The organism is Spirosoma gilvum, assembly GCF_054776815.1.
Map to the genome: position 1 here is coordinate 449,111 of NZ_BAAHBH010000005.1, position 18,417 is coordinate 467,527.

Annotated in this window: 15 protein-coding genes; 10 read left to right on the forward strand and 5 right to left on the reverse strand. The window is 48.7% G+C overall.

Annotated features, from left to right (window positions below):
- Positions 1-23: 23 nt before the first annotated feature.
- Positions 24-704, reverse strand: a complete 681-nt coding sequence (locus ACYVFD_RS15930; protein WP_461091220.1) for a WbqC family protein — start codon at positions 702-704, stop codon at positions 24-26.
- A 122-nt stretch (positions 705-826) separates the two neighbouring features.
- Here ACYVFD_RS15930 and ACYVFD_RS15935 point away from each other — a divergent pair, with 122 nt between their 5' ends.
- Together ACYVFD_RS15935 and ACYVFD_RS15940 are read left to right on the forward strand one after the other, a co-directional pair.
- On the forward strand, positions 827-1,699 hold the full coding sequence (locus tag ACYVFD_RS15935; RefSeq protein WP_461091222.1) for a lysophospholipid acyltransferase family protein: 873 nt from the start codon (positions 827-829) through the stop codon (positions 1,697-1,699).
- A gap of 148 nt (positions 1,700-1,847) precedes the next feature.
- Positions 1,848-2,720, forward strand: coding sequence for a lysophospholipid acyltransferase family protein (locus ACYVFD_RS15940; RefSeq protein WP_461091223.1), 873 nt, complete (start codon positions 1,848-1,850; stop codon positions 2,718-2,720).
- A gap of 110 nt (positions 2,721-2,830) precedes the next feature.
- Here ACYVFD_RS15940 and ACYVFD_RS15945 read toward each other — a convergent pair whose 3' ends face one another.
- Positions 2,831-3,214: a hypothetical protein gene (locus ACYVFD_RS15945; protein ID WP_461091225.1), complete on the reverse strand. Its 384-nt coding sequence runs from the start codon at positions 3,212-3,214 to the stop codon at positions 2,831-2,833.
- A gap of 304 nt (positions 3,215-3,518) precedes the next feature.
- On the opposite strand from ACYVFD_RS15945, the gene ispG reads away from it, so the two are divergent.
- The 4 genes from ispG to ACYVFD_RS15965 all read left to right on the forward strand — a co-directional run bounded on the left by ispG (position 3,519) and on the right by ACYVFD_RS15965 (position 6,837).
- Positions 3,519-5,567: a (E)-4-hydroxy-3-methylbut-2-enyl-diphosphate synthase gene (gene ispG, locus ACYVFD_RS15950; RefSeq protein ID WP_461091227.1), complete on the forward strand. Its 2,049-nt coding sequence runs from the start codon at positions 3,519-3,521 to the stop codon at positions 5,565-5,567.
- A 114-nt stretch (positions 5,568-5,681) separates the two neighbouring features.
- A complete protein-coding gene (locus ACYVFD_RS15955) occupies positions 5,682-5,870 on the forward strand; it encodes a DUF6728 family protein (protein ID WP_461091229.1) in 189 nt (62 codons plus the stop codon).
- The gene (locus ACYVFD_RS15960; protein WP_461091230.1) at positions 5,867-6,217 is read left to right on the forward strand and encodes an MmcQ/YjbR family DNA-binding protein; all 351 of its coding nucleotides are present in this window, start codon (positions 5,867-5,869) and stop codon (positions 6,215-6,217) included. The genes ACYVFD_RS15955 and ACYVFD_RS15960 overlap by 4 nt, the downstream gene beginning before the upstream one ends.
- 65 nt (positions 6,218-6,282) lie before the next feature.
- Positions 6,283-6,837 (forward strand): tetratricopeptide repeat protein, encoded by a 555-nt coding sequence (locus ACYVFD_RS15965; RefSeq protein ID WP_461091231.1) that lies wholly within the window; start codon positions 6,283-6,285, stop codon positions 6,835-6,837.
- A 68-nt stretch (positions 6,838-6,905) separates the two neighbouring features.
- On the opposite strand, the gene ACYVFD_RS15970 is transcribed toward ACYVFD_RS15965, so the two are convergent.
- Positions 6,906-9,293 (reverse strand): outer membrane beta-barrel protein, encoded by a 2,388-nt coding sequence (locus ACYVFD_RS15970; protein WP_461091232.1) that lies wholly within the window; start codon positions 9,291-9,293, stop codon positions 6,906-6,908.
- Between the two features lie 337 nt (positions 9,294-9,630).
- On the opposite strand from ACYVFD_RS15970, the gene ACYVFD_RS15975 reads away from it, so the two are divergent.
- The 3 genes from ACYVFD_RS15975 (at position 9,631) to ACYVFD_RS15985 (ending at position 15,296) form a co-directional block, all read left to right on the forward strand.
- Positions 9,631-12,807: a SusC/RagA family TonB-linked outer membrane protein gene (locus tag ACYVFD_RS15975; RefSeq protein ID WP_461091233.1), complete on the forward strand. Its 3,177-nt coding sequence runs from the start codon at positions 9,631-9,633 to the stop codon at positions 12,805-12,807.
- 106 nt (positions 12,808-12,913) lie between these two features.
- Complete coding sequence (locus tag ACYVFD_RS15980; protein WP_461091234.1) at positions 12,914-14,437, forward strand: SusD/RagB family nutrient-binding outer membrane lipoprotein; 1,524 nt, start codon at positions 12,914-12,916, stop codon at positions 14,435-14,437.
- A gap of 82 nt (positions 14,438-14,519) precedes the next feature.
- On the forward strand, positions 14,520-15,296 hold the full coding sequence (locus ACYVFD_RS15985; protein ID WP_461091235.1) for a DUF4397 domain-containing protein: 777 nt from the start codon (positions 14,520-14,522) through the stop codon (positions 15,294-15,296).
- A gap of 76 nt (positions 15,297-15,372) precedes the next feature.
- Here ACYVFD_RS15985 and ACYVFD_RS15990 read toward each other — a convergent pair whose 3' ends face one another.
- Positions 15,373-16,560, reverse strand: a complete 1,188-nt coding sequence (locus tag ACYVFD_RS15990) for a thioredoxin family protein (RefSeq protein WP_461091236.1) — start codon at positions 16,558-16,560, stop codon at positions 15,373-15,375.
- Positions 16,561-16,745: 185 nt separating this feature from the next.
- Positions 16,746-17,099 carry a gliding motility protein GldC gene (gldC, locus tag ACYVFD_RS15995; RefSeq protein WP_461091237.1) on the reverse strand — a complete coding sequence of 118 codons (354 nt, stop codon included), beginning with the start codon at positions 17,097-17,099 and terminating at the stop codon, positions 16,746-16,748.
- A 105-nt stretch (positions 17,100-17,204) separates the two neighbouring features.
- Between gldC and ACYVFD_RS16000 the strand changes: the two genes are divergently transcribed.
- Positions 17,205-18,410 carry an NAD(P)/FAD-dependent oxidoreductase gene (locus tag ACYVFD_RS16000; protein ID WP_461091238.1) on the forward strand — a complete coding sequence of 402 codons (1,206 nt, stop codon included), beginning with the start codon at positions 17,205-17,207 and terminating at the stop codon, positions 18,408-18,410.
- Positions 18,411-18,417: the final 7 nt, after the last annotated feature.

An 18,417-nucleotide genomic window follows, 5' to 3' on the forward strand; every position in this document is an offset into this window, starting at 1 on the left:
TTAGGTAAGCGTACTATACTGGCCTAACGAAGAGTTTTAAGGATTTGTTCACTCTCCCGAAGGCCGGCCTTCAACACGTCCTTGGCGGCCGGTCCCTGGCAGAACAACAGGTCTATGACACTCAAATTAGGTACAAATTCAGGTCCAAAATTCTGTGGATAGGCCACTGGATGATGGAATACGTACGATTCTGGCTTATTGGCTGGATTTATGCAGGATCGGGCGTCAACTAAACCGATTGGGGGTGTTTTATCGTACCATTTTGTCAGGTTCAACTCGATACGCACCTGCATTAATTTCAGACAAATTGTCAGCAACTCATAATTCAAATCGAATAAAAACGTCCAGTTTTTTCGATAGACCGGCTCAAAATCGGGCGCATAGTAGTCGAAAAATGGGGCTTTCCCATAAGCAGCCTGAAGACATCGCCAGTGATGCATCTGCCAGTTCTGATCAGTAGCCACCCGAAGATCCCGAACAGGCAAATGGCGGGTTCCCTGTTGCACGGGCACTGTAAGGCTATCTACTTTGTTAGCCGTCTGAACGTAGCAACGATTTCTGTAACTTTGCTTCTGGTAATGCTCCTGAGCTTCCAGCCAAACTTTTCCGAATTTCAGTAGCCCCGACAAGTAATCCAGGCAGGGCAGATAATGTAACTCAATTAGTAAAGCGGTAGAGTCAGGCGTTAACGGGTCTGTTTCCAATTATCACTCATGTATCCGTTCACAAGTAAAGCAAAAAATCAATACCACCAACTAATTTTAGTATTTTTTTAATTTCCGGACCAGGCACCACTTTTATCTTTGATTCGGTTTAGGTTCATCCAATGACATTTTTTCGACTTTTATCCCGCTTACCCCTGAGTATCCTTTATGGTATTTCTGATATATTAGCTTTTTTACTCACCCATGTTATTCGCTACCGCCGAAAGGTAATTTTAGAGAATTTAACTCAGTCATTCCCAGAGAAATCGACTGCCGAAATCAACCGGATTGCCAGGGGTTTTTACCGTAATCTGTCCGACTTACTGGTTGAGACTGTCAAGCTACCCGACCTGTCACCTGACGAACTCAACGAGCGGGTTCGATTTACCAATGCCGATATTGTAAAATCCTGCTTACAGGCTGGCCAGCCTGTTATCGGTATGGCGTCACACCAAAGTAACTGGGAGTGGCTCCCGTCGGCTTCCGTCTTGAATGGAATGCCTGTGGATAGTATCTACAAACCGCTGACCAGTGAATTTTCCGAAAAAATGATGCAGTACATTCGGTCAAGTTTCGGCGCTGTACCCGTTACGATGAACAATTTACCTCGCCGAATGGCTTCTCAAAAGAATGTTCCCCGAATTATAGCCCTTGTGGCCGACCAGGTTCCGAATGTACCTGAGCAGGCATATTGGACAAATTTTTTACACCACGACACCCCTTTTTATCCAGGCACGGAACGACTGGCCCGTAGTCGAAATCTACCCGTTTTTTATACAGAATTAGTTCGGGTACGTCGTGGCTATTACGAAGCAACCTTCTTTCCGGTTGGCCAACCGCCCTACACTGATTTACCCACTGGCACTTTGCTGGAACGTTACAGAGATCTACTTGAGGCCACCATCCGTAACTATCCTTCCGATTGGCTGTGGTCTCATCGCCGATGGAAACACTGGCGAGACAAATACCCGAAAATTGAAGCGAAGCTGAATTGACCCCTCCACGATTAGCCTTCTATCTGTTTTTCAGCCAGAAAATGTAACCCTTACAGGAATACTTACATATTTTTTCGTTAAATAGTCTACTATTTTCTACCTTTAGATCTATTTACGATTTTACGTGCTTATCGTACTGTACATTTGAATGATCTTTTTGCGTCTTTTAGCCCGTCTGCCCTTCACTGTTTTGTATGGCATTTCGGATGTGTTATATATTGTGCTTGCTTACGTAATTCGTTACCGGCAGCAGGTTATTCTGGAAAATCTACGGCTATCGTTTCCCGAAAAATCACCGGAGGCTATTCGGTTAATAGCCAACGATTTTTATCGTAACCTATCTGATATACTCGTCGAAACGATAAAATTATCAGATGTTACGTCATGTGAGCTAAAAAAACGCTTTCGATACACAAACCCTGAATTAATTAAGGACTATTTATCAGCAGGCCAGACAGTCATCTGCACAGGGTCGCATCAGTGTAATTGGGAGTGGGTTCCTTCGGCAGCGGTAGTCATTGATATCCCGGTCGATAGCGTTTATAAGCCGCTGACCAACCCAGACATGGAAAAGTTCATGCAGGAGCTTCGGGCTAGTCATGGCGCGGTGCCAACGCCCATGAATTTACTGCCTCGCCAGATGGTAGCCCGAAAAGGGATTCCCCGTGTCATTGCCCTCGTGGCCGATCAGGTTCCCAATGTACCGGAGCAAGGCTATTGGATGGATTTTTTGCACCGGGATACGCCGTTTTATCCAGGTACTGAACGGCTGGCTCGCAGTAAAGATTTACCGGTCTTCTTTCTGGAATTAATTCGCGTCCGCAGAGGCTATTATGAAGGCACATTCAAGCTCATTGCAGCCCCACCCTACAAAAATTTGCCTGAAGGCGCCATTCTCGAAACCTATAGAGATCAATTACAGGAAAGTATCTGTAAACATCCTTCCGATTGGCTCTGGTCACATAAACGCTGGAAACACTGGCGTGGCAAATATGCGAAAATCGAAGCGAAGCTAACGTAGAGACGCCATCCCTGGCGTCTCCTGTGCGTCAGCAAAATAATCTCGAGTATAGGCCCATAAACCTTCCGGCTTTTAAAAACCATCCGGTCATGAGCCGCAACGTTGCGGCTCTACAGGGAATCGCGACGGGCTTTTTCGGCTCGCGACGAATCGCGTTTGGCTCTCACGCGGTCACGTTCGTTAATAATGGCTCCTTCAGCTTTATCTAACCCTTTGTCGACAGCCCGGCCTGTTTTGGTAGCGGCACTATCGATCGCTTCTCCGGCAACTTTGGCTTTACTTTTTGCACCCTGAGCGGCTTCATCGGCGGTTTCGCCAATAGCCCGACCCGTATTCTTCAAATCCTCCTTCATACGAGCTTTCCGTTCGGCTTTCTCCTGCTTACGCATTTCTTTCCGTTCCTGTTTCGTCATAGTGGCTGACGCATCCTGCGCGTAAGCTCCCAGGCTAATCATAAAGGCTAGTGCAAATGCACTGAATAGTTTCGTTTTCATAACGTTTTGAGTTAACGATTCGGTTGTACTGTTTCATCTATGCCGTTTCAAAACGACCTTAGTGTCAATACCTAATCAACTACATCAGGCTACTTTTGTTTCCAAATACGAGTTTGTGGAGCACGGAAGAATAAATAGTCAGGATACTGTCAGGCAGGAGGACTACAGAACGTTTTTGCGGCTGTTCATACGTTCCTCAACGAACGTTTAGACTAGTCCAAACGTTTTCCAGATAACCGACACGAAACTGAAAACGCGGTTTTTCCGTACCTTTGTGTGGTCAAACGGCACTGCCGCTATCTGTATGCTCGACTCGTTGATTACCCCTTCACAATCAGCCATTTTATCTGGTTCACCTGTTCTCTATACCCCTTCACTGACCCAGTACATTCGCCGAAAAACGATCACGGTCAACATTGGCGATGTGCCGCTGGGCTCCGATTATCCGATCCGGGTTCAGTCGATGACAACGGTGGATACCATGGACACGCTCGGTTCGGTGGAGCAGACCATTCGGATGATTGAGGCTGGTTGCGAGTATGTGCGGATTACTGCCCCCAGCGTGAAAGAAGCGCAGAACCTGGAAAACATCCGTAAGGAACTCCGGGCGCGTGGCTATACGACTCCGCTCGTCGCCGATATTCATTTTACACCCAATGCCGCCGAACTAGCCGCTCGTATTGTTGAGAAAGTCCGCATCAATCCGGGCAACTACGCCGACCGCAAACGCTTTGAGTTTATCGACTATACCGATGCCGCTTATGCCTCGGAGTTGGAGCGGATTCGGGATAAATTTCTGCCGCTGGTACGCATCTGTAAGGAATACGGTACGGCCATGCGGATCGGTACGAACCACGGCTCCCTCTCCGACCGGATTCTGAGTCGGTATGGCGACACCCCAGTTGGCATGGTGGAATCGGCGCTGGAGTTTCTGCGAATTTGCGAGGATGAGAACTATTACAACATCGTACTGTCGATGAAGTCGAGCAATCCGCAGGTGATGGTGCAGGCGTATCGATTGCTGGTACAGCGACTGGACGAAGAAGGCTTAAAGCCCTATCCGCTCCATCTCGGTGTCACCGAAGCGGGTGAAGCTGAAGATGGACGCATCAAATCGGCACTGGGCATAGGTACGTTGCTCGAAGATGGCATTGGCGATACGGTTCGGGTATCACTCACCGAAGAACCTGAACGCGAAGCACCTGTAGCCCAGGCGCTCATTGATCGCTATATCAATCGGGCGGCTGAGAGCAAATTCATTCCGGCCGTTACGACTTATCCGATCAATCCATTTCAGTATACGCGTAGAACAACGCATGAGGTGGCCAATTTCGGCGGTCAGAATGTGCCACGTGTTATCGCTGATTTTAGCCAGACTCCCGTTCAGCAGCATGAGGATTTAAAGCCGATTGGCCATTTCTACCTCCCTGAGCCCGACAAATGGCGGATGAACGACCTGGGTGCCGATTACATCTACACTGGTTCGCAGCCAGCCGCGTTTATGCTTCCCAATGGTTTGAAGCAAATCGTAGACTATACTATTTGGCAAACCACTGCCGATCAGACCAATACGTTCCCGCTGCTAACCGCCAGCGAGTACAAACAGGCTCGTTTGGGAAAAACAGCGTTACAGCAACGCCTGAATTTTGTCCGGCTTTCACTTCGTGACTTGTCGGCCGAGCTACTGACAGAACTGGGTAATGACCCCACGGTACTATTAATCATCACAACCGACAATGCCCATGCGATGCCCGAGCTGCGTCGGCTGTTTATTGAGTTGATCAACCAGGGAATCACCCTGCCCGTAGTCGTTCAACGCGGTTATTCGGCCATTCCAACTGAAGATGTTCCGCTGTATGCGGCTACCGACGTAGGTGGATTGCTGATCGATGGATTGGGCGACGGTATTATGCTGTCGCAAAATGTCGGGTTTGAGAACCCGACACCACAAGTAGGTAGACAACCCGAACCAGAGCAGTTAAAAAGCCTTAACAATCTGTCGTTTGGAATTCTGCAGGCAGCCCGTACGCGCATCACCAAAACCGAATACATTTCCTGCCCTTCCTGCGGTCGTACCTTATTTGATTTACAGGAAACTACGGCTATGATTCGCCAGCGGACCGACCACCTGAAAGGCGTTAAAATCGGGATTATGGGTTGCATCGTCAATGGCCCAGGCGAAATGGCCGACGCTGACTATGGCTACGTAGGCATCGGTCGTGACAAAATTTCCCTGTACCGAGGGCAGCAGGTCATTAAAAAATCGGTACCTGCCGACCGGGCCGTCGATGAGTTGATCGAGCTAATCCGCGAGGATGACCGATGGATTGAACCAAGCCTGGTTCATGAATAATGAAAAATGAATAATGAATAATTGGGAGTTACGGTAATATTCCTACTCTCCTATTTGTTACCTAATAAGCAGTCGCATTGTCCATTTTACATTATTCATCATCCATTAATTTTCGTGAACAAACTCCTTGATTATCTAAAGATAGGGCCGGTTTTCGCCTATTTCATCCGGGTTTTCCGCAAGCCAGACCCCAACCAGCCGACCAGCGTGAACCTGCGTATGATGCACGGCATCAACCGGGTTTCGATCGTCATGTTTTTGATTGCCATAATTGTCTATACGGTTCGTCACTGCACCCGATGAATATTGAAACGATACGTGAGTACTGCATTACCAAACCGGGCGTTACAGAATCATTCCCGTTCGGTGGTGATGCACTCGTTTTTAAGGTAGGCGGAAAAATGTTTGCCTTGCTGGCAACGGAAAGTCAGCCCACCACGTTGAATCTGAAATGTGATCCTGAACGTGCCGTTCAGCTTCGGGACGAACACCCGGCCGTAGCACCAGGTTTTCACATGAATAAGACGCATTGGAATACGATAACGGTTAACGGATCAGTACGAACAACCGAGCTTCAGGAGTGGATCGACCATTCGTATGAGCTCGTTCGAAAAAGTTTACCCAAAGCCGTTCAGGCTGGATTAAACTGAGCCAGTTGCTTGTTCAATCGGCCCTGAATCGCTAAATTCGCAGAATTAGGAAAACCAGAAGGGATATGGAAGTTACGCTGTTATGTCTGCTTTTTGGAATATATCTGACCATCCGGTATTTCCTGGTTGACCATGACACTGTTTCTGATAAAGACCGGAAACGATTCCGAAAAGGCATCGATCTGGTTCAGCAACGGAATATTTCAGAAGCTTATTCGTACTTCGACAATGCTGTTCGACAGTATCCTAAGTCGGCCATTGCGTATGCATACCGGGGCAAGTGTCAGCTTACTCAGGAGAATTACTACTCAGCCATTTACGACCTGACCGAAGCGATTAGCCGGGATAATACCCTGGCCGAATGTTATCTGGACCGTGGCGTTGCCTATTACCACACGGCTGAGTTTCCATTAGCTTTTCGTGAGTTCGACAAAGCCGTCTGGTACTACCACGATGAGCAGCCTGATGCTTATCGTTGGCGGGCGCTGGCCCGGATTCAGCTTCGGCAACTACCTCAGGCCGAAAACGACCTTCGTCGGGCTGTTATGCTGGGCGATGAGAACTCGTTTCATCTGCTTCTTCAACCGCCGTTTACCCGGCCTGTCTATCAAGGGAAATAAACTTTTACCTCACCCCAACCCCTCTCCTAAAACAGGAGAGGGGCTAAGTTTAATCATATTGAACTTAATTAATTCGGCGATTGGGGGTCGATATTGAACATATTGACCCGTTCTTCTTTTTTGCGGATACCGAAATTATACCGTAGCGTCAGGCCGAACCGGCGGGTATCATTTCGGCGGAATCCGTTGGCCGACACCGACCCTTGCTGTAGCGTAAAATCGTAGAAGTTCGTAAAAAAGATGTCATTGGCCGTCAGGGTCACCATCAATTTGTCCTGCATGAATTTCCGGTTCAGGCTCATGTTCAGCGCCCCGAAATTGCTTAATTCATAAAACTGGAGTTGCCCTTTCGTACGGATAAATCCGTTGAGGGTCAGTGTTGACCGCGTATCTATTTTGAGCGAGTGATAGGTAAAGAATGACCAGCTACCCCGCTTAAAATTCAACGGACGATTTTCGTAAATACCCGAGTACTCATTGTAGTTGAACTGCGCTCCGACCACGAAGAAGTAACGCTTGATGGGCGGAATACCCGCCAATACCCGAAAATACGTTTCCTTATTTGTTCCCAGATTATCATACGTTCGATAAGCGATACTCCGATTGGCCGGGTCCTGATACACAACATTCGTAAAAATATCCCGGGTATTGTTCTGACCGATGGCAAACAAAGGCCGGTCTTCCACACTAACATTCACCTCGTAGTTTTCGGTAAACTGCGGCCGCAATGCTGGATTCCCCCGATCATACAGGTATTGGTCTACATATCGGGCCGCTGGGTTCAGATAATCGTAGGCCGGACGAGTGATCGAGCGTCGGTACACCAGATAACTCCGTAGTTCATAACCCGCAATTTTGGCCACACGACGACTCAGAAATACATACGGAAATAAATCAGTCCGATTAATCTTAAACGTGGTATCCGTCGGGATTCGCTGATGCCCATTCATATTGGTATTCTCCAAACGAAGGCCAGCTTTTAATATAAACGGACCAAAGGTTTTAGACGCCTGAACATACGCTGAATTGATATTTTCCCGGTAATCAAACGTATTCGTCCGACTCACGTTTGGTAGCCGCTGATTGTTGATCAGGTTAAAATAATCCTGCCGGCTGGTGAATTGCTGCCAGGTTAGTTTCGCTCCTGTTTCGACCGTAATCGTCTTGGTTAGCTTGTATTTCAGGTCAGTTTGCAGGGCAATCAGGTGCCGCTGTGAATCGAAATTCCCATCGCCATTCGTGCCTGTGCGTTCAGGCTGAATGTATTGCGTCGCAAAAGCCTGATCACCTCGATTACCCGTAAAGTTATACGACACATCGGTGATCCATTCGGAGCCCAGGGTATCGATCTTGTATTTGGTGGTAGCTCCCTGACTGATGGAAATCATCCGATTTGTGGCATCGGTCAAATTCTGGTTATCCGACACCAGCCGGTTCAGACTAAGCTGGTTGATCTGATTGCGATTGCTGGCCGATGAAGACGATTCGTTCCAGGAAAAGCGTCCATCCAGATTGAGGTCCCATTTTCGGGAGAGTTCAAAACCCAATCCGTAACCGGTATAAAAAACATGCGCCGGATAGGTTGTATAGGCGTCCTGCCGCAGTATTGAGTCAGGCGAAAAGGTTCGGTTTGTCTGAATCTGCTCATACGAATTACGATGGGTATAATTCATATTCAGATAGGCTGTTCGCCCACCCCGGTTGTTGTTCAGATTCACACCAACAAACTGATTCCCAAATCGACCCTGGTTAAAACCCGCATTGACGGAGCCCGTTAGCCCAAGGCTAATTCCTTTCTTCAGGATAATATTGACAATTCCGCCACTACTGCTTGCATCATAACGCGCCGACGGAGTCCGTAAAATCTCCATGCGAGCAATGCTATTCGGTGGCAGGCTCTTCAGAATGGAGGCAATATCGGCAGCACTCATTTTCTGCTCCCGACCATTGATGTAAATCGTAGCTGGTGTTGTGCTGCTCAAATAGACGTTCCCATCCGGGTCCAGAAAAAGCCCCGGTGTTTTTTCCAACAGTTCATACGCACTAGTACTCGTAGCCGCCACGGGTTCCGGGTCCACAATCGTCTTGTCATCCTCCTGCCGGACCAGTGGCTTAGCTGCCGTTACCGATACTGCCTGTAGCTGCACATTATCGGGCGTCATGGTCAACGTCAACAGGGCCTGATTAGAGGCTGATACAGGCTCTTTTCTCAGCGGTTTAAAGCCTACTGAGGTCACCAGTAGCCGGTAGGTATGTCCGGAGGTTAGGGCAAACGTAGCCAGACCGGCCGTATCGCTTAAGGTGTATAATTTACGAGTTGAATCAGCCCGATCGGTTAGCTGAAGGGTTGCACCCACTACGGCACGTTGGCTGGATTCCTGTAGACGAATACGTACTGTATTATTCTGGGCAAACAGTGAGGAGGCACTACTAATTAGGGCAATTAAGCAGTACATTACGGTGTGGCAACGAATCATTCACAAAATCATTTAATCGACAAAGTTACGTTTTTTGTTTACGACAATCCAGTAAATGAAGCCGTACATTCTATACTGCAGACCGCTAAGGAACGGCCATTTTCAACATATTATTTGTGTTGATATTTAAAGTGTCTACACATAATTCCACAAAACTGATTATCAAGGCAATTAATAGGCCATACCGCTTAGCATGGATTTTATAGGTATCATTTAAACCCATTTCCTTACTCTACTGAACTTATATTTTTGTTTCTTTGCTCTGTTAATTCAATTTTAATCGGTTTTTTCATCAACTTATCTTAACTATCTGCTTATGGAAGCACTTATACGCAGTATTTGTGTACTGCTACTGAGTCTGGTCATGCTGACAGAAGTTCATGCCCAGGATCGAACGATCACGGGTAAAGTCACATCGTCCAAAGATGGCAGTCCACTACCCGGTGCAAACGTGCAGATCAAAGGAACTACCCGAGGCACAACAACCGATGGCGCTGGTAATTACAAACTCATTGTTGGCTCTAACGCAACGCTCGTCTTCAGCCTCATTGGGATGGTCGCCCAAACGATTGAGGTAGGGTCGCAAAGTCAGATAAATGTAAATCTGGCTGAATCGGAATCAGAACTGAACGAAGTCGTCGTAACGGCACTCGGTATCAAACAGGAACAACGCTCGCTGGGTTATTCGGTCGGCCTGGTCAAAGGGCAGGACATTGCCAATGCCCAGCGCGACAATTTCCTGGTCGGGATGCAGGGACGTGTGGCCGGATTGACCATGACCACCACATCAGGTACGCCTGGCTCTTCGGCCATGATTCAGTTACGCGGAGCCAGTTCAATCGGTGGCAATAACCAGCCCCTGTTTGTGGTCGACGGCTTACCCATCGACAACCGGACGTTCAACCAGGTCGCGCTGGTATCCAACCGCCCCAACCGGGATAACGACTACCTGAACCGGGCCGCCGACATTAACCCGAATGACATCGAGAGCATTACGGTTTTGAAAGGACCCGAAGCGGCTGCTCTGTACGGTATCGATGCTTCATCGGGCGCTATCGTAATTACGACCAAAAAAGGTTCGAAAGGCGGTGGCCGGGTAACGTACGACAATCGCTTTCAAACGACGGAGGTATATCGTTTTCCTGAAACGCAGACGGTGTATGGCCGGGGTACGCAGGGCTATGCAAACCCCAGTGCGGCTACTATCCCATCCTATTTTGGGCCTAAATACGCATCGGACGCACCGATTTATGACAACGTTCGCAGCTTTTTCCAAAAGGGCTTCACGCAGGTTCATAATCTGGGCTTTGAAGGGGGGAGTGATGTAGCGACCTACCGCTTATCGACTAACTACACGAATCAGACAGGGGTTGTACCGACAACGGGATACAAACGGCTATCGGTGCGGCTTACGGGTACGGCTCGACTCAGTCCGAAGTTGGATGTGATGACGTCGTTGAACTATGTGAATTCACAGGTAACGAAGGCTATTCGGGGCAATAACGGCTTTTTGATCAGTCTGCTTGCCTGGCCAGCCAATGACGATGTTCGTAATTACCTGAATCCAGACGGCACACGTCGAATTCTGGGCGGCAGCATCAACCAGGGCGAAACGGATAACCCATTTTTCTCGGTCAATAAAAACAAGAGTGGCGACGTAACCAACCGGACTATTGCCAACTTCCAGTTGAACTACAACCCAACTCCCTGGCTGAACCTGACGGGTCGTTTTGGTGCTGACTTGTACTCAACCCAGAGTAATCTCTTCCTAAGCCCCGAATCCTGGCAGGGAACCGACGTAACCCTGGGTGGCTACTCCACAAAAGGTTCGGTTGAAAATGCACTGGAGAACAGCCAATTGCTCAATGGAAACTTGCTGGCGACGCTCAAGAAGAACTTTGGTAAGCTAAGTACCTCCCTCCTGCTCGGAACAACCATCGACGATCGTAACTACAAGGTGACGACAGCCTATGGCGAACGGCTTTACCTGCCCGATTTCAATTCGACGAACAACACCGACCCAACTACGCAACGCAACAAATACACACAGACGCAACAGCGGCTGCAAAGCGTACTGGGAAGCCTGACGTTGAATTATGATGAACTGCTAATTCTGACCATTACCGGCCGAAATGACTGGTCATCGACCCTCCCGGCCGCCAACCGGAGCTTCTTCTACCCAGCCGCTTCGCTGGCGTTCAACTTCTCGGATCTACCGGCACTGAAAGCTCGTGGCAATACCTTCTACTATGGTAAACTCCGGGCCAGTTATGGACAGACCGGCCGTGACGCTCCACCGTATAAAGTGGCGGCTACGCTGATTCCTCAGACGTCTACGGGTGGCGGTTTTGCCTATGATTTCTACGGCAGCAACCCCGACCTGAAACCCGAGCGGGGCGAAAGCTATGAGCTAGGTACGGAGTTGATGTTTTTTGGCGGACGCCTTGGCCTCGACTTTGCCTACTACAACAAAACGCTTTCGCAACAAATCGTAACTCAACGGCTTAGCTACGCAACGGGCTTTATTTTTGGTCTGCTGAACGGCGGTACCTTCAACAACCGGGGTGTAGAACTGCAACTGAAAGGTTCGCCGGTGAAAAAAGCGGATTTTGGCTGGGATGTGATTCTGAACTTCTCGAAGTTGAAAACAGACGTGAAGAACCTACCAGCCGATGTACCGGAATATTACAACTCCGACACCTGGCTTTATGGTAACGCCCGATCCAGTGCGTTCGTAAACAATCTGCAATCGTACTTCCCAAGCGACAACGTAGCTTATCGGAGCTATAATTTCAACTATTACCAGCGCGGCAGCGGCTCGGCTACGGCCATTGGTGGGTATAGCTACGCCCGCAATAAAAACGGCGATATTCTGATCAACCCAAGCACAGGTCTGCCCATTACCAATGCCAACTTTCTGCCCATCGGTGACCGCAATCCTGATTTCACGATTGGTCTGACGAACTCGTTTCGGTATAAGTCGCTGAGTCTGTCGTTCCTGCTCGACATTCGCAAAGGGGGCGATGTGTTCAACGGAACGGCGATGTACCTCTGGCGTACAGGTCTGAGCAAAAAGACGCTCGACCGCGATACGCCGGTGGTGTTCAAAGGGGTTCTGCGCGATGGTAAAGAAGATACCGGCACGCCCACGCCCAATACGATCCAGATCATTCCAACGCTCCGGTCAACCGACTATTACAGTTCGATTCCAGAATCGGAGTTTGTCGAAAAAGACATCAACTGGCTACGTCTGCGCGACGTAACGCTGAGTTATGTACTGCCAACAGCCATGTTGAACAAGTCGAAAGTGTTCAAGCAGGCCAGTGTTTTCGTTAACGGAACGGATCTGTTTCTGGTGACTAACTATACCGGAGCCGACCCGAACGTAAACGGTACAACGGCTACATCGGGTGGTGTAGGAGCTGGTGGTATCGACTTCGGTACGTTGTCTGTTCCCCGTGGTTTCTCGGCCGGTTTACGTGTAGGCTTCTAAAACTTATATATGATGTATGATATAGGTAATATGATATAATTCCTGGGGCGACCTTGTTTCTGTATCATATACCCTACTTCATACATCCTACATCATCTTTATATCAATGAAACGACTTACTTTATTTGCCTTGCTGCTCAGCCTGATCACGATGAGTAGCTGCGATAAATACTTAGATATAAACCGCGACCCTTCCAACCCGCAGATCGCGGAAGGTTATGTCCTGTTACCGCCAATGTTTGCCCAGATGGCCTTTGGGGAGCAGTTCGATTCCCGGTTTATTGGCAAATACGTCCAGAACTGGAGCGAGGCTACGGTCAATAACAACTGGGACCGGATGGGGTACGATGCCGGTTCGGATAATGCCGGGATGATCTGGCGTATGAACTACTGGAACCTGGGTCAAAATATTCAGCTCATGCTCGACGATGCCAAAGCCAAACAAAAGTGGGATTACAGTGGTGTGGCGAAAGCGATCTTCGCCTGGAGCTGGCAAACGACAACCGATTATCACGGCGAAATTGTGCTGAAAGAAGCGTTTGAACCGAACCGGTATGTGTTCGATTACGATACGCAGGAGGAAGTATATGCCTACGTGAAGCAATTGGCGAACGATGCGCTTACCGACCTCAATCGTACGGATGGAGCCGTTTCGCAGGCTTCGCTGGCACGAGGTGATCTGGTTTACGGTGGCGACCGCTCTAAATGGATCAAGTTTGCCTATGGCGTGCTGGCTCGCAATGCTCACCACACCAGCAATAAGGCCAGTTATAACCCTGATGTGGTCATCGATTACTGCAATAAGTCGCTGGCCAGCAATGCCGATAACTTCAACATTCCGTTTACGGCAGGTGGCAACTCGGCATTGATGAATTTCTTCGGTGTTACCCGCAGCAACCTTGGTACGTATCGCCAGACAGATTTTCTGGTTAGTCTGCTTGATGGCCGGGTATTTGGCGGTGTTGCCGATCCCCGCCAACCCATTCTGACAACGGCGTCTCCTGATGGGGTTTATCGGGGTGTAGTGCCAACGCAGGGCGATCCCAACAACGTGAATGGTAATACCAAACGGATTCCTACTTTCTGGGGTGAATTGCCGAACCTGGTCGTTTCAGGAACAACACCGGGTAAATACATTTATCGGGATGGTGCGCCGTTCCCACTATTGACCTATACCGAAATCCAGTTCATCAAAGCCGAAGCGGCCTTTATCAAAGGCGATAAAGCGACGGCCCTGGCAGCTTATCAGGCGGGTATCGGTGCGGCTATGGATTATGCCGGTGTAGCGGCTGCCGATAAAGCAAAATACCTGACCAGTGCGGCCGTGGCTCAATCGGCTGGTGCGCTTAAGATCAGCGATATTATGCTGCAAAAATATCTGGCGCTGGTCGGTCATGGTATCATCGAAACCTGGGTCGATCTGCGTCGGTACCATTATGATCCTGCTGTGTATATTGGCTTTACACCACCTAGTGGCACTCAACTTTTCCCAGACAACAATGGCAAGGTAGCCTACCGCGTCCGCCCTCGGTATAATTCAGAGTATGTCTGGAACCGGGCATCACTCGATAAATACGGCGGCAATGCGCTCGATTACCACACGGTTGAGCCCTGGTTCAGTCAGAAATAGTAAGGCGGGTGGAAACCCGCTATTAACAAACTAGAGTGGCGGGTTTCCGCCCGCCCTACTCGAACCCCAACTCATGCCATCTATGAAACAGATCATAAATCTCATATCCGTTCTCTGTCTAAGCCTTTTCCTGCTGGCTTGCGGAGACAAAGCTAATTTTCTGGACTCGGTTGCTCCGGCAACGGGAGCCCGTGTCAGGTTTTATCATGTAGCCCCCGATCTGGGCGGGATTGACATTTACGTAAACGATCAGCGGTTTTCGGGCGTTAATACGGTTCCTCCAGCGGTAGCAGCACCATTGAGCTATACGAATTCGTTTCCGAATCAGGATTATGCATTGTTAACTCCCGGTACATCAAAAGTGAAGATCGTTATTCCCGCCAGTACAACGGCTTCGTCTGATGCGACCATTGCGACAACCGATCTGACTACACAGTCGGATGTATACTACTCAGTATTTTTATACGGTACCTCGCCAAATTATAGCACCCTAACATTAACCGATAATTTGACGGCTTCCGACCCTTCCAAAGCGTATGTACGGCTGGTCAATTTTGTATCGGGAACTGACGCCGATGCTACTTATGATTTGGTTGTTAGTGGTACTGTTGTTGTAACAGGAGTAGCCCCTATTAAAGGCGCTGCCACATTTGTAGCGATCCCGGCGATTGCTTATGGTACAACGGCTGTGCCCATACAACTCCGCTTAACTGGCACAACAACTGTAGTAACGACTGCTACACTACAGCCTTACGCTGGTCGATTCTACACATTTGTTGCCAAAGGAATTGTTGGAGGAACAGGGGCTAAAGCTGTTAGTATAAACAGTAATGTACATCCCAATACGGCTAATCGATAAGCCTTAGTTAAACGGTTATAACAAAAACGGGGCACCTTGCAAGGTGCCCCGTTTTTGTATCCTGTGTTAGCGAGAACTACTTCAGTTTACCCATCTGTTCAACATTCCGTCGGGTATCAATATGACTGGCCTGAGCCAACTCCATCGATTTCTGAGCGGCTTTCTGCGCATCAGCAGTTTTTCCACCCCGGCGGTACGCTTCGGCCAGTTCATAGTATAGGTCGGCCTGTTCTTTCGGAGCTGGTTTTAGGACTAAGCCTTTATTGATCCATTTCACAACGGTTGGCACATCAGTGGCGTCAGGGCTGCTCCGGTTAAATAGTCGGGTAATGTACATATACTCTGGCACGGTTAGCTGGTTCGAATTCACCTGATTGTCCATTCGTTCAACTGCCTTAGCCGTCTGATGAGCACGGAAATAAGCATTCACTTCAGGCAGTAACGTCCTATTAGCTGACACTTTTGGATCAATTCCAATCTTGATCAACCCCTGTTTAACGTCCAGAATCTTCGATATGGGGAACTGTGCTCCCCGTCCACTATACAACGACGACATCAGAATATTTTCGGCCACTTGCTGGGTCTCCTGAGCGCCATACGCTTTCCGGTACGTATCCAGATGGTTCAGCATGTACTGGAACATTGGATTTTCATAATCCAGCACGAGTTTTTGCAGTGCCGCCCAGTTGGTAGCATTGGCAAACGTAGCCGACGACTGCTGACGAGCGTATTCATTCATAGCTGCCATGTTTGCCACCGTATCCCGCGTGATGCGGGCATACATGGCGTAGTCGATCAGGAAATTGGCCGACCGTTCACCCTGCTGATACCGCGATTTCATGGTCTGGCTACGCGTCTGTGGGTCCAGAGCATTGTTGCCATGCCGAATCACTTCATCCGTTGAGTTATTGCTCATAGCGAAGTGAACCATATTCTGCTGGGGGTCGAAATACAGAAACAAAGGCAGCGACGGCACAAACAGATGCCGACTAGTCAGAAATTGCTGAGTGGTAGGCTGATTAATATCAAGCTTCGTACTGATGAACTTGCTGTTATACACCTTACCCACCCGCGCATCTTCCAGGGTCGGTATAAAGCTCTGACAAACGTGACAGGTCGGCGAAAAGATTTCGATAAATACGGGTTTGTTAGCACGTCGGGCTTCCTGAAAAACAGCCGCAACCGGAATTTGCCGAAACTGAATACCCCCCTTTTGGGCAAGCGCAACATGAGCTACCAGAAGCAGCAGAAGAATTTTTTTCATGAAAATGGAAATGGATTAAACACATCGGACTGCCGAAGCGGAGGCACGGAGAACACAGAGAAAATGGAATAAAATCTATTAGTAGCTCTTTGTGTTCTCTGTGCCTCCGCTTCGGCGGTCCGATGTGTTTAAAATATGTTTAAACAGACCTTAGCAAATTAACGGCCAATGTGTTGGCTTCGTGCCTATTGCTGTTGATTTTGCTGCTGTTTAATTTCTTCTTCGAGTCGTTTGCTGAGCACGCGGCAGGTTTTTTCGATATCGTTCGCCATCTGCTGATCGCCTGTTGCGTTTACGGCCGTATCGGCAATACCGCTCATAATTTCGATCAGGAAGCGCTTCATATCGATTACCTCCATTTCCTTTGTCCAGAGGTCGATTTTGAGCGTGCTGTTATGATAGTGGTCCCAGAGGGCAATAGCAATTGCCCGTGTATCGCTAAGCCCTTCGTTTGGATTGTCGGTCGCGTCCCAATAGATTTTTTCGGGAACATTATCCTTGTCGAGTTCAACCGAAAAATTGATGTCTGATTTTTTCATAATTACAAATTTACAGAGTGCAGCCGGAAACCCACTCATCTGCTGGTCTTTCTTCAAACACCAGCCTTCCACAATCGTTTTACCTGCTATTATTGAAAACAACTCATGGATTTACTAAGTGGACAACCGTATTGGTTTTACAAAAATGGCGTGTTAAATGCATATCCCGCGCTTCTTAGGGATGAAAAAGAAGAAGTAGTGATCATGGGTGGTGGCATTACAGGGGCTTTGATGGCCTGGTACCTTACAGAAGCAGGCTTTCCGGTCATTGTACTCGAAAAAAGGCATATCGGCATGGGGAGCACATCAGGCAGTACCGCCCTGTTGCAGTACGAAATCGACACCATGCTGGTTGACCTCATTGCCATGATTGGCGAAAAGCAGGCTGTACGTAGCTATCATTTATGCGTAGAAGCCATCCAAAAAGTGCAGGACATTACGCAACAACTGGGAGTCGACACAAATTTCTCCCGGAAGAAAAGTGTCTATTATGCGTCTACCAAAGCTGATCTGGAGCCGCTGAAAGCCGAATTTCAGGCGCGTAAAAAACAGGGTATCCGGGTCGACTGGTGGGATGCCGATACGTTACAGCATCATTTTCCGGGTATCAAAAAAAGCGGAGCTATTTTGTCGCACGATGGCGCTCAGGTGGATGCTTATCGATTGTCCCATGCGCTGTTGCAGTGCTGTATCGAAAAAGGGGCCCGCGTGTATGATACTGTCGAAGTGACTGATATTCATCACAATTCTACGGGCGTAACGCTCACACTTGAGCATGGCAATACGATAAAGGCCCAAAAGCTAGTGATTGCCTGCGGGTATGAATCGCAGAACTACCTCTCCAAACAAATTGTCCGGCTGCACTCCTCCTATGCACTGGTGAGTAAGCCTATGCCCCAGCCTACGCTCTGGTACGAAAATGCGCTCGTCTGGGAGAGTGCCCGCCCCTACCTGTATATGCGCACCACCGACGATAACCGAATGCTGATTGGTGGCAAAGACGAAATGTTTCAAAGCGCCCGCAAACGCGACAGATTACTGACGGACAAAAGCCGACAGCTTGAGCAGGCCGCCCGACGATTTTTCCCCGATCTGCCGTTCTACATCGACTACGAATGGTGTGGTACGTTTGCCGAAACGGTAGATGGCTTACCCTATATCGGTTCGGTGAGCGATCATCCTAATACCTATTTTGCCCTCGGTTTTGGCGGTAATGGCATTTTGTTCAGCATTTTAGCCGCCGAAATCATCACTGACTTAATGCAGGGAAAGAAAAATCAGGATGCAGACATTTTTCGGTTTGATCGGTAATTTTGTT

Coding starts and splice junctions, on each gene's coding strand:
- ACYVFD_RS15935 (WP_461091222.1), top strand. CDS start 827: ATGACATTTTTTCGACTTTTATCCCGCTTACCCCTGAGTATCCTTTAT.
- ACYVFD_RS15940 (WP_461091223.1), top strand. CDS start 1,848: ATGATCTTTTTGCGTCTTTTAGCCCGTCTGCCCTTCACTGTTTTGTAT.
- ACYVFD_RS15945 (WP_461091225.1), bottom strand. CDS start 3,214: ATGAAAACGAAACTATTCAGTGCATTTGCACTAGCCTTTATGATTAGC.
- ispG (WP_461091227.1), top strand. CDS start 3,519: ATGCTCGACTCGTTGATTACCCCTTCACAATCAGCCATTTTATCTGGT.
- ACYVFD_RS15960 (WP_461091230.1), top strand. CDS start 5,867: ATGAATATTGAAACGATACGTGAGTACTGCATTACCAAACCGGGCGTT.
- ACYVFD_RS15965 (WP_461091231.1), top strand. CDS start 6,283: ATGGAAGTTACGCTGTTATGTCTGCTTTTTGGAATATATCTGACCATC.
- ACYVFD_RS15970 (WP_461091232.1), bottom strand. CDS start 9,293: ATGTACTGCTTAATTGCCCTAATTAGTAGTGCCTCCTCACTGTTTGCC.
- ACYVFD_RS15975 (WP_461091233.1), top strand. CDS start 9,631: ATGGAAGCACTTATACGCAGTATTTGTGTACTGCTACTGAGTCTGGTC.
- ACYVFD_RS15980 (WP_461091234.1), top strand. CDS start 12,914: ATGAAACGACTTACTTTATTTGCCTTGCTGCTCAGCCTGATCACGATG.
- ACYVFD_RS15985 (WP_461091235.1), top strand. CDS start 14,520: ATGAAACAGATCATAAATCTCATATCCGTTCTCTGTCTAAGCCTTTTC.
- ACYVFD_RS15990 (WP_461091236.1), bottom strand. CDS start 16,560: ATGAAAAAAATTCTTCTGCTGCTTCTGGTAGCTCATGTTGCGCTTGCC.
- gldC (WP_461091237.1), bottom strand. CDS start 17,099: ATGAAAAAATCAGACATCAATTTTTCGGTTGAACTCGACAAGGATAAT.
- ACYVFD_RS16000 (WP_461091238.1), top strand. CDS start 17,205: ATGGATTTACTAAGTGGACAACCGTATTGGTTTTACAAAAATGGCGTG.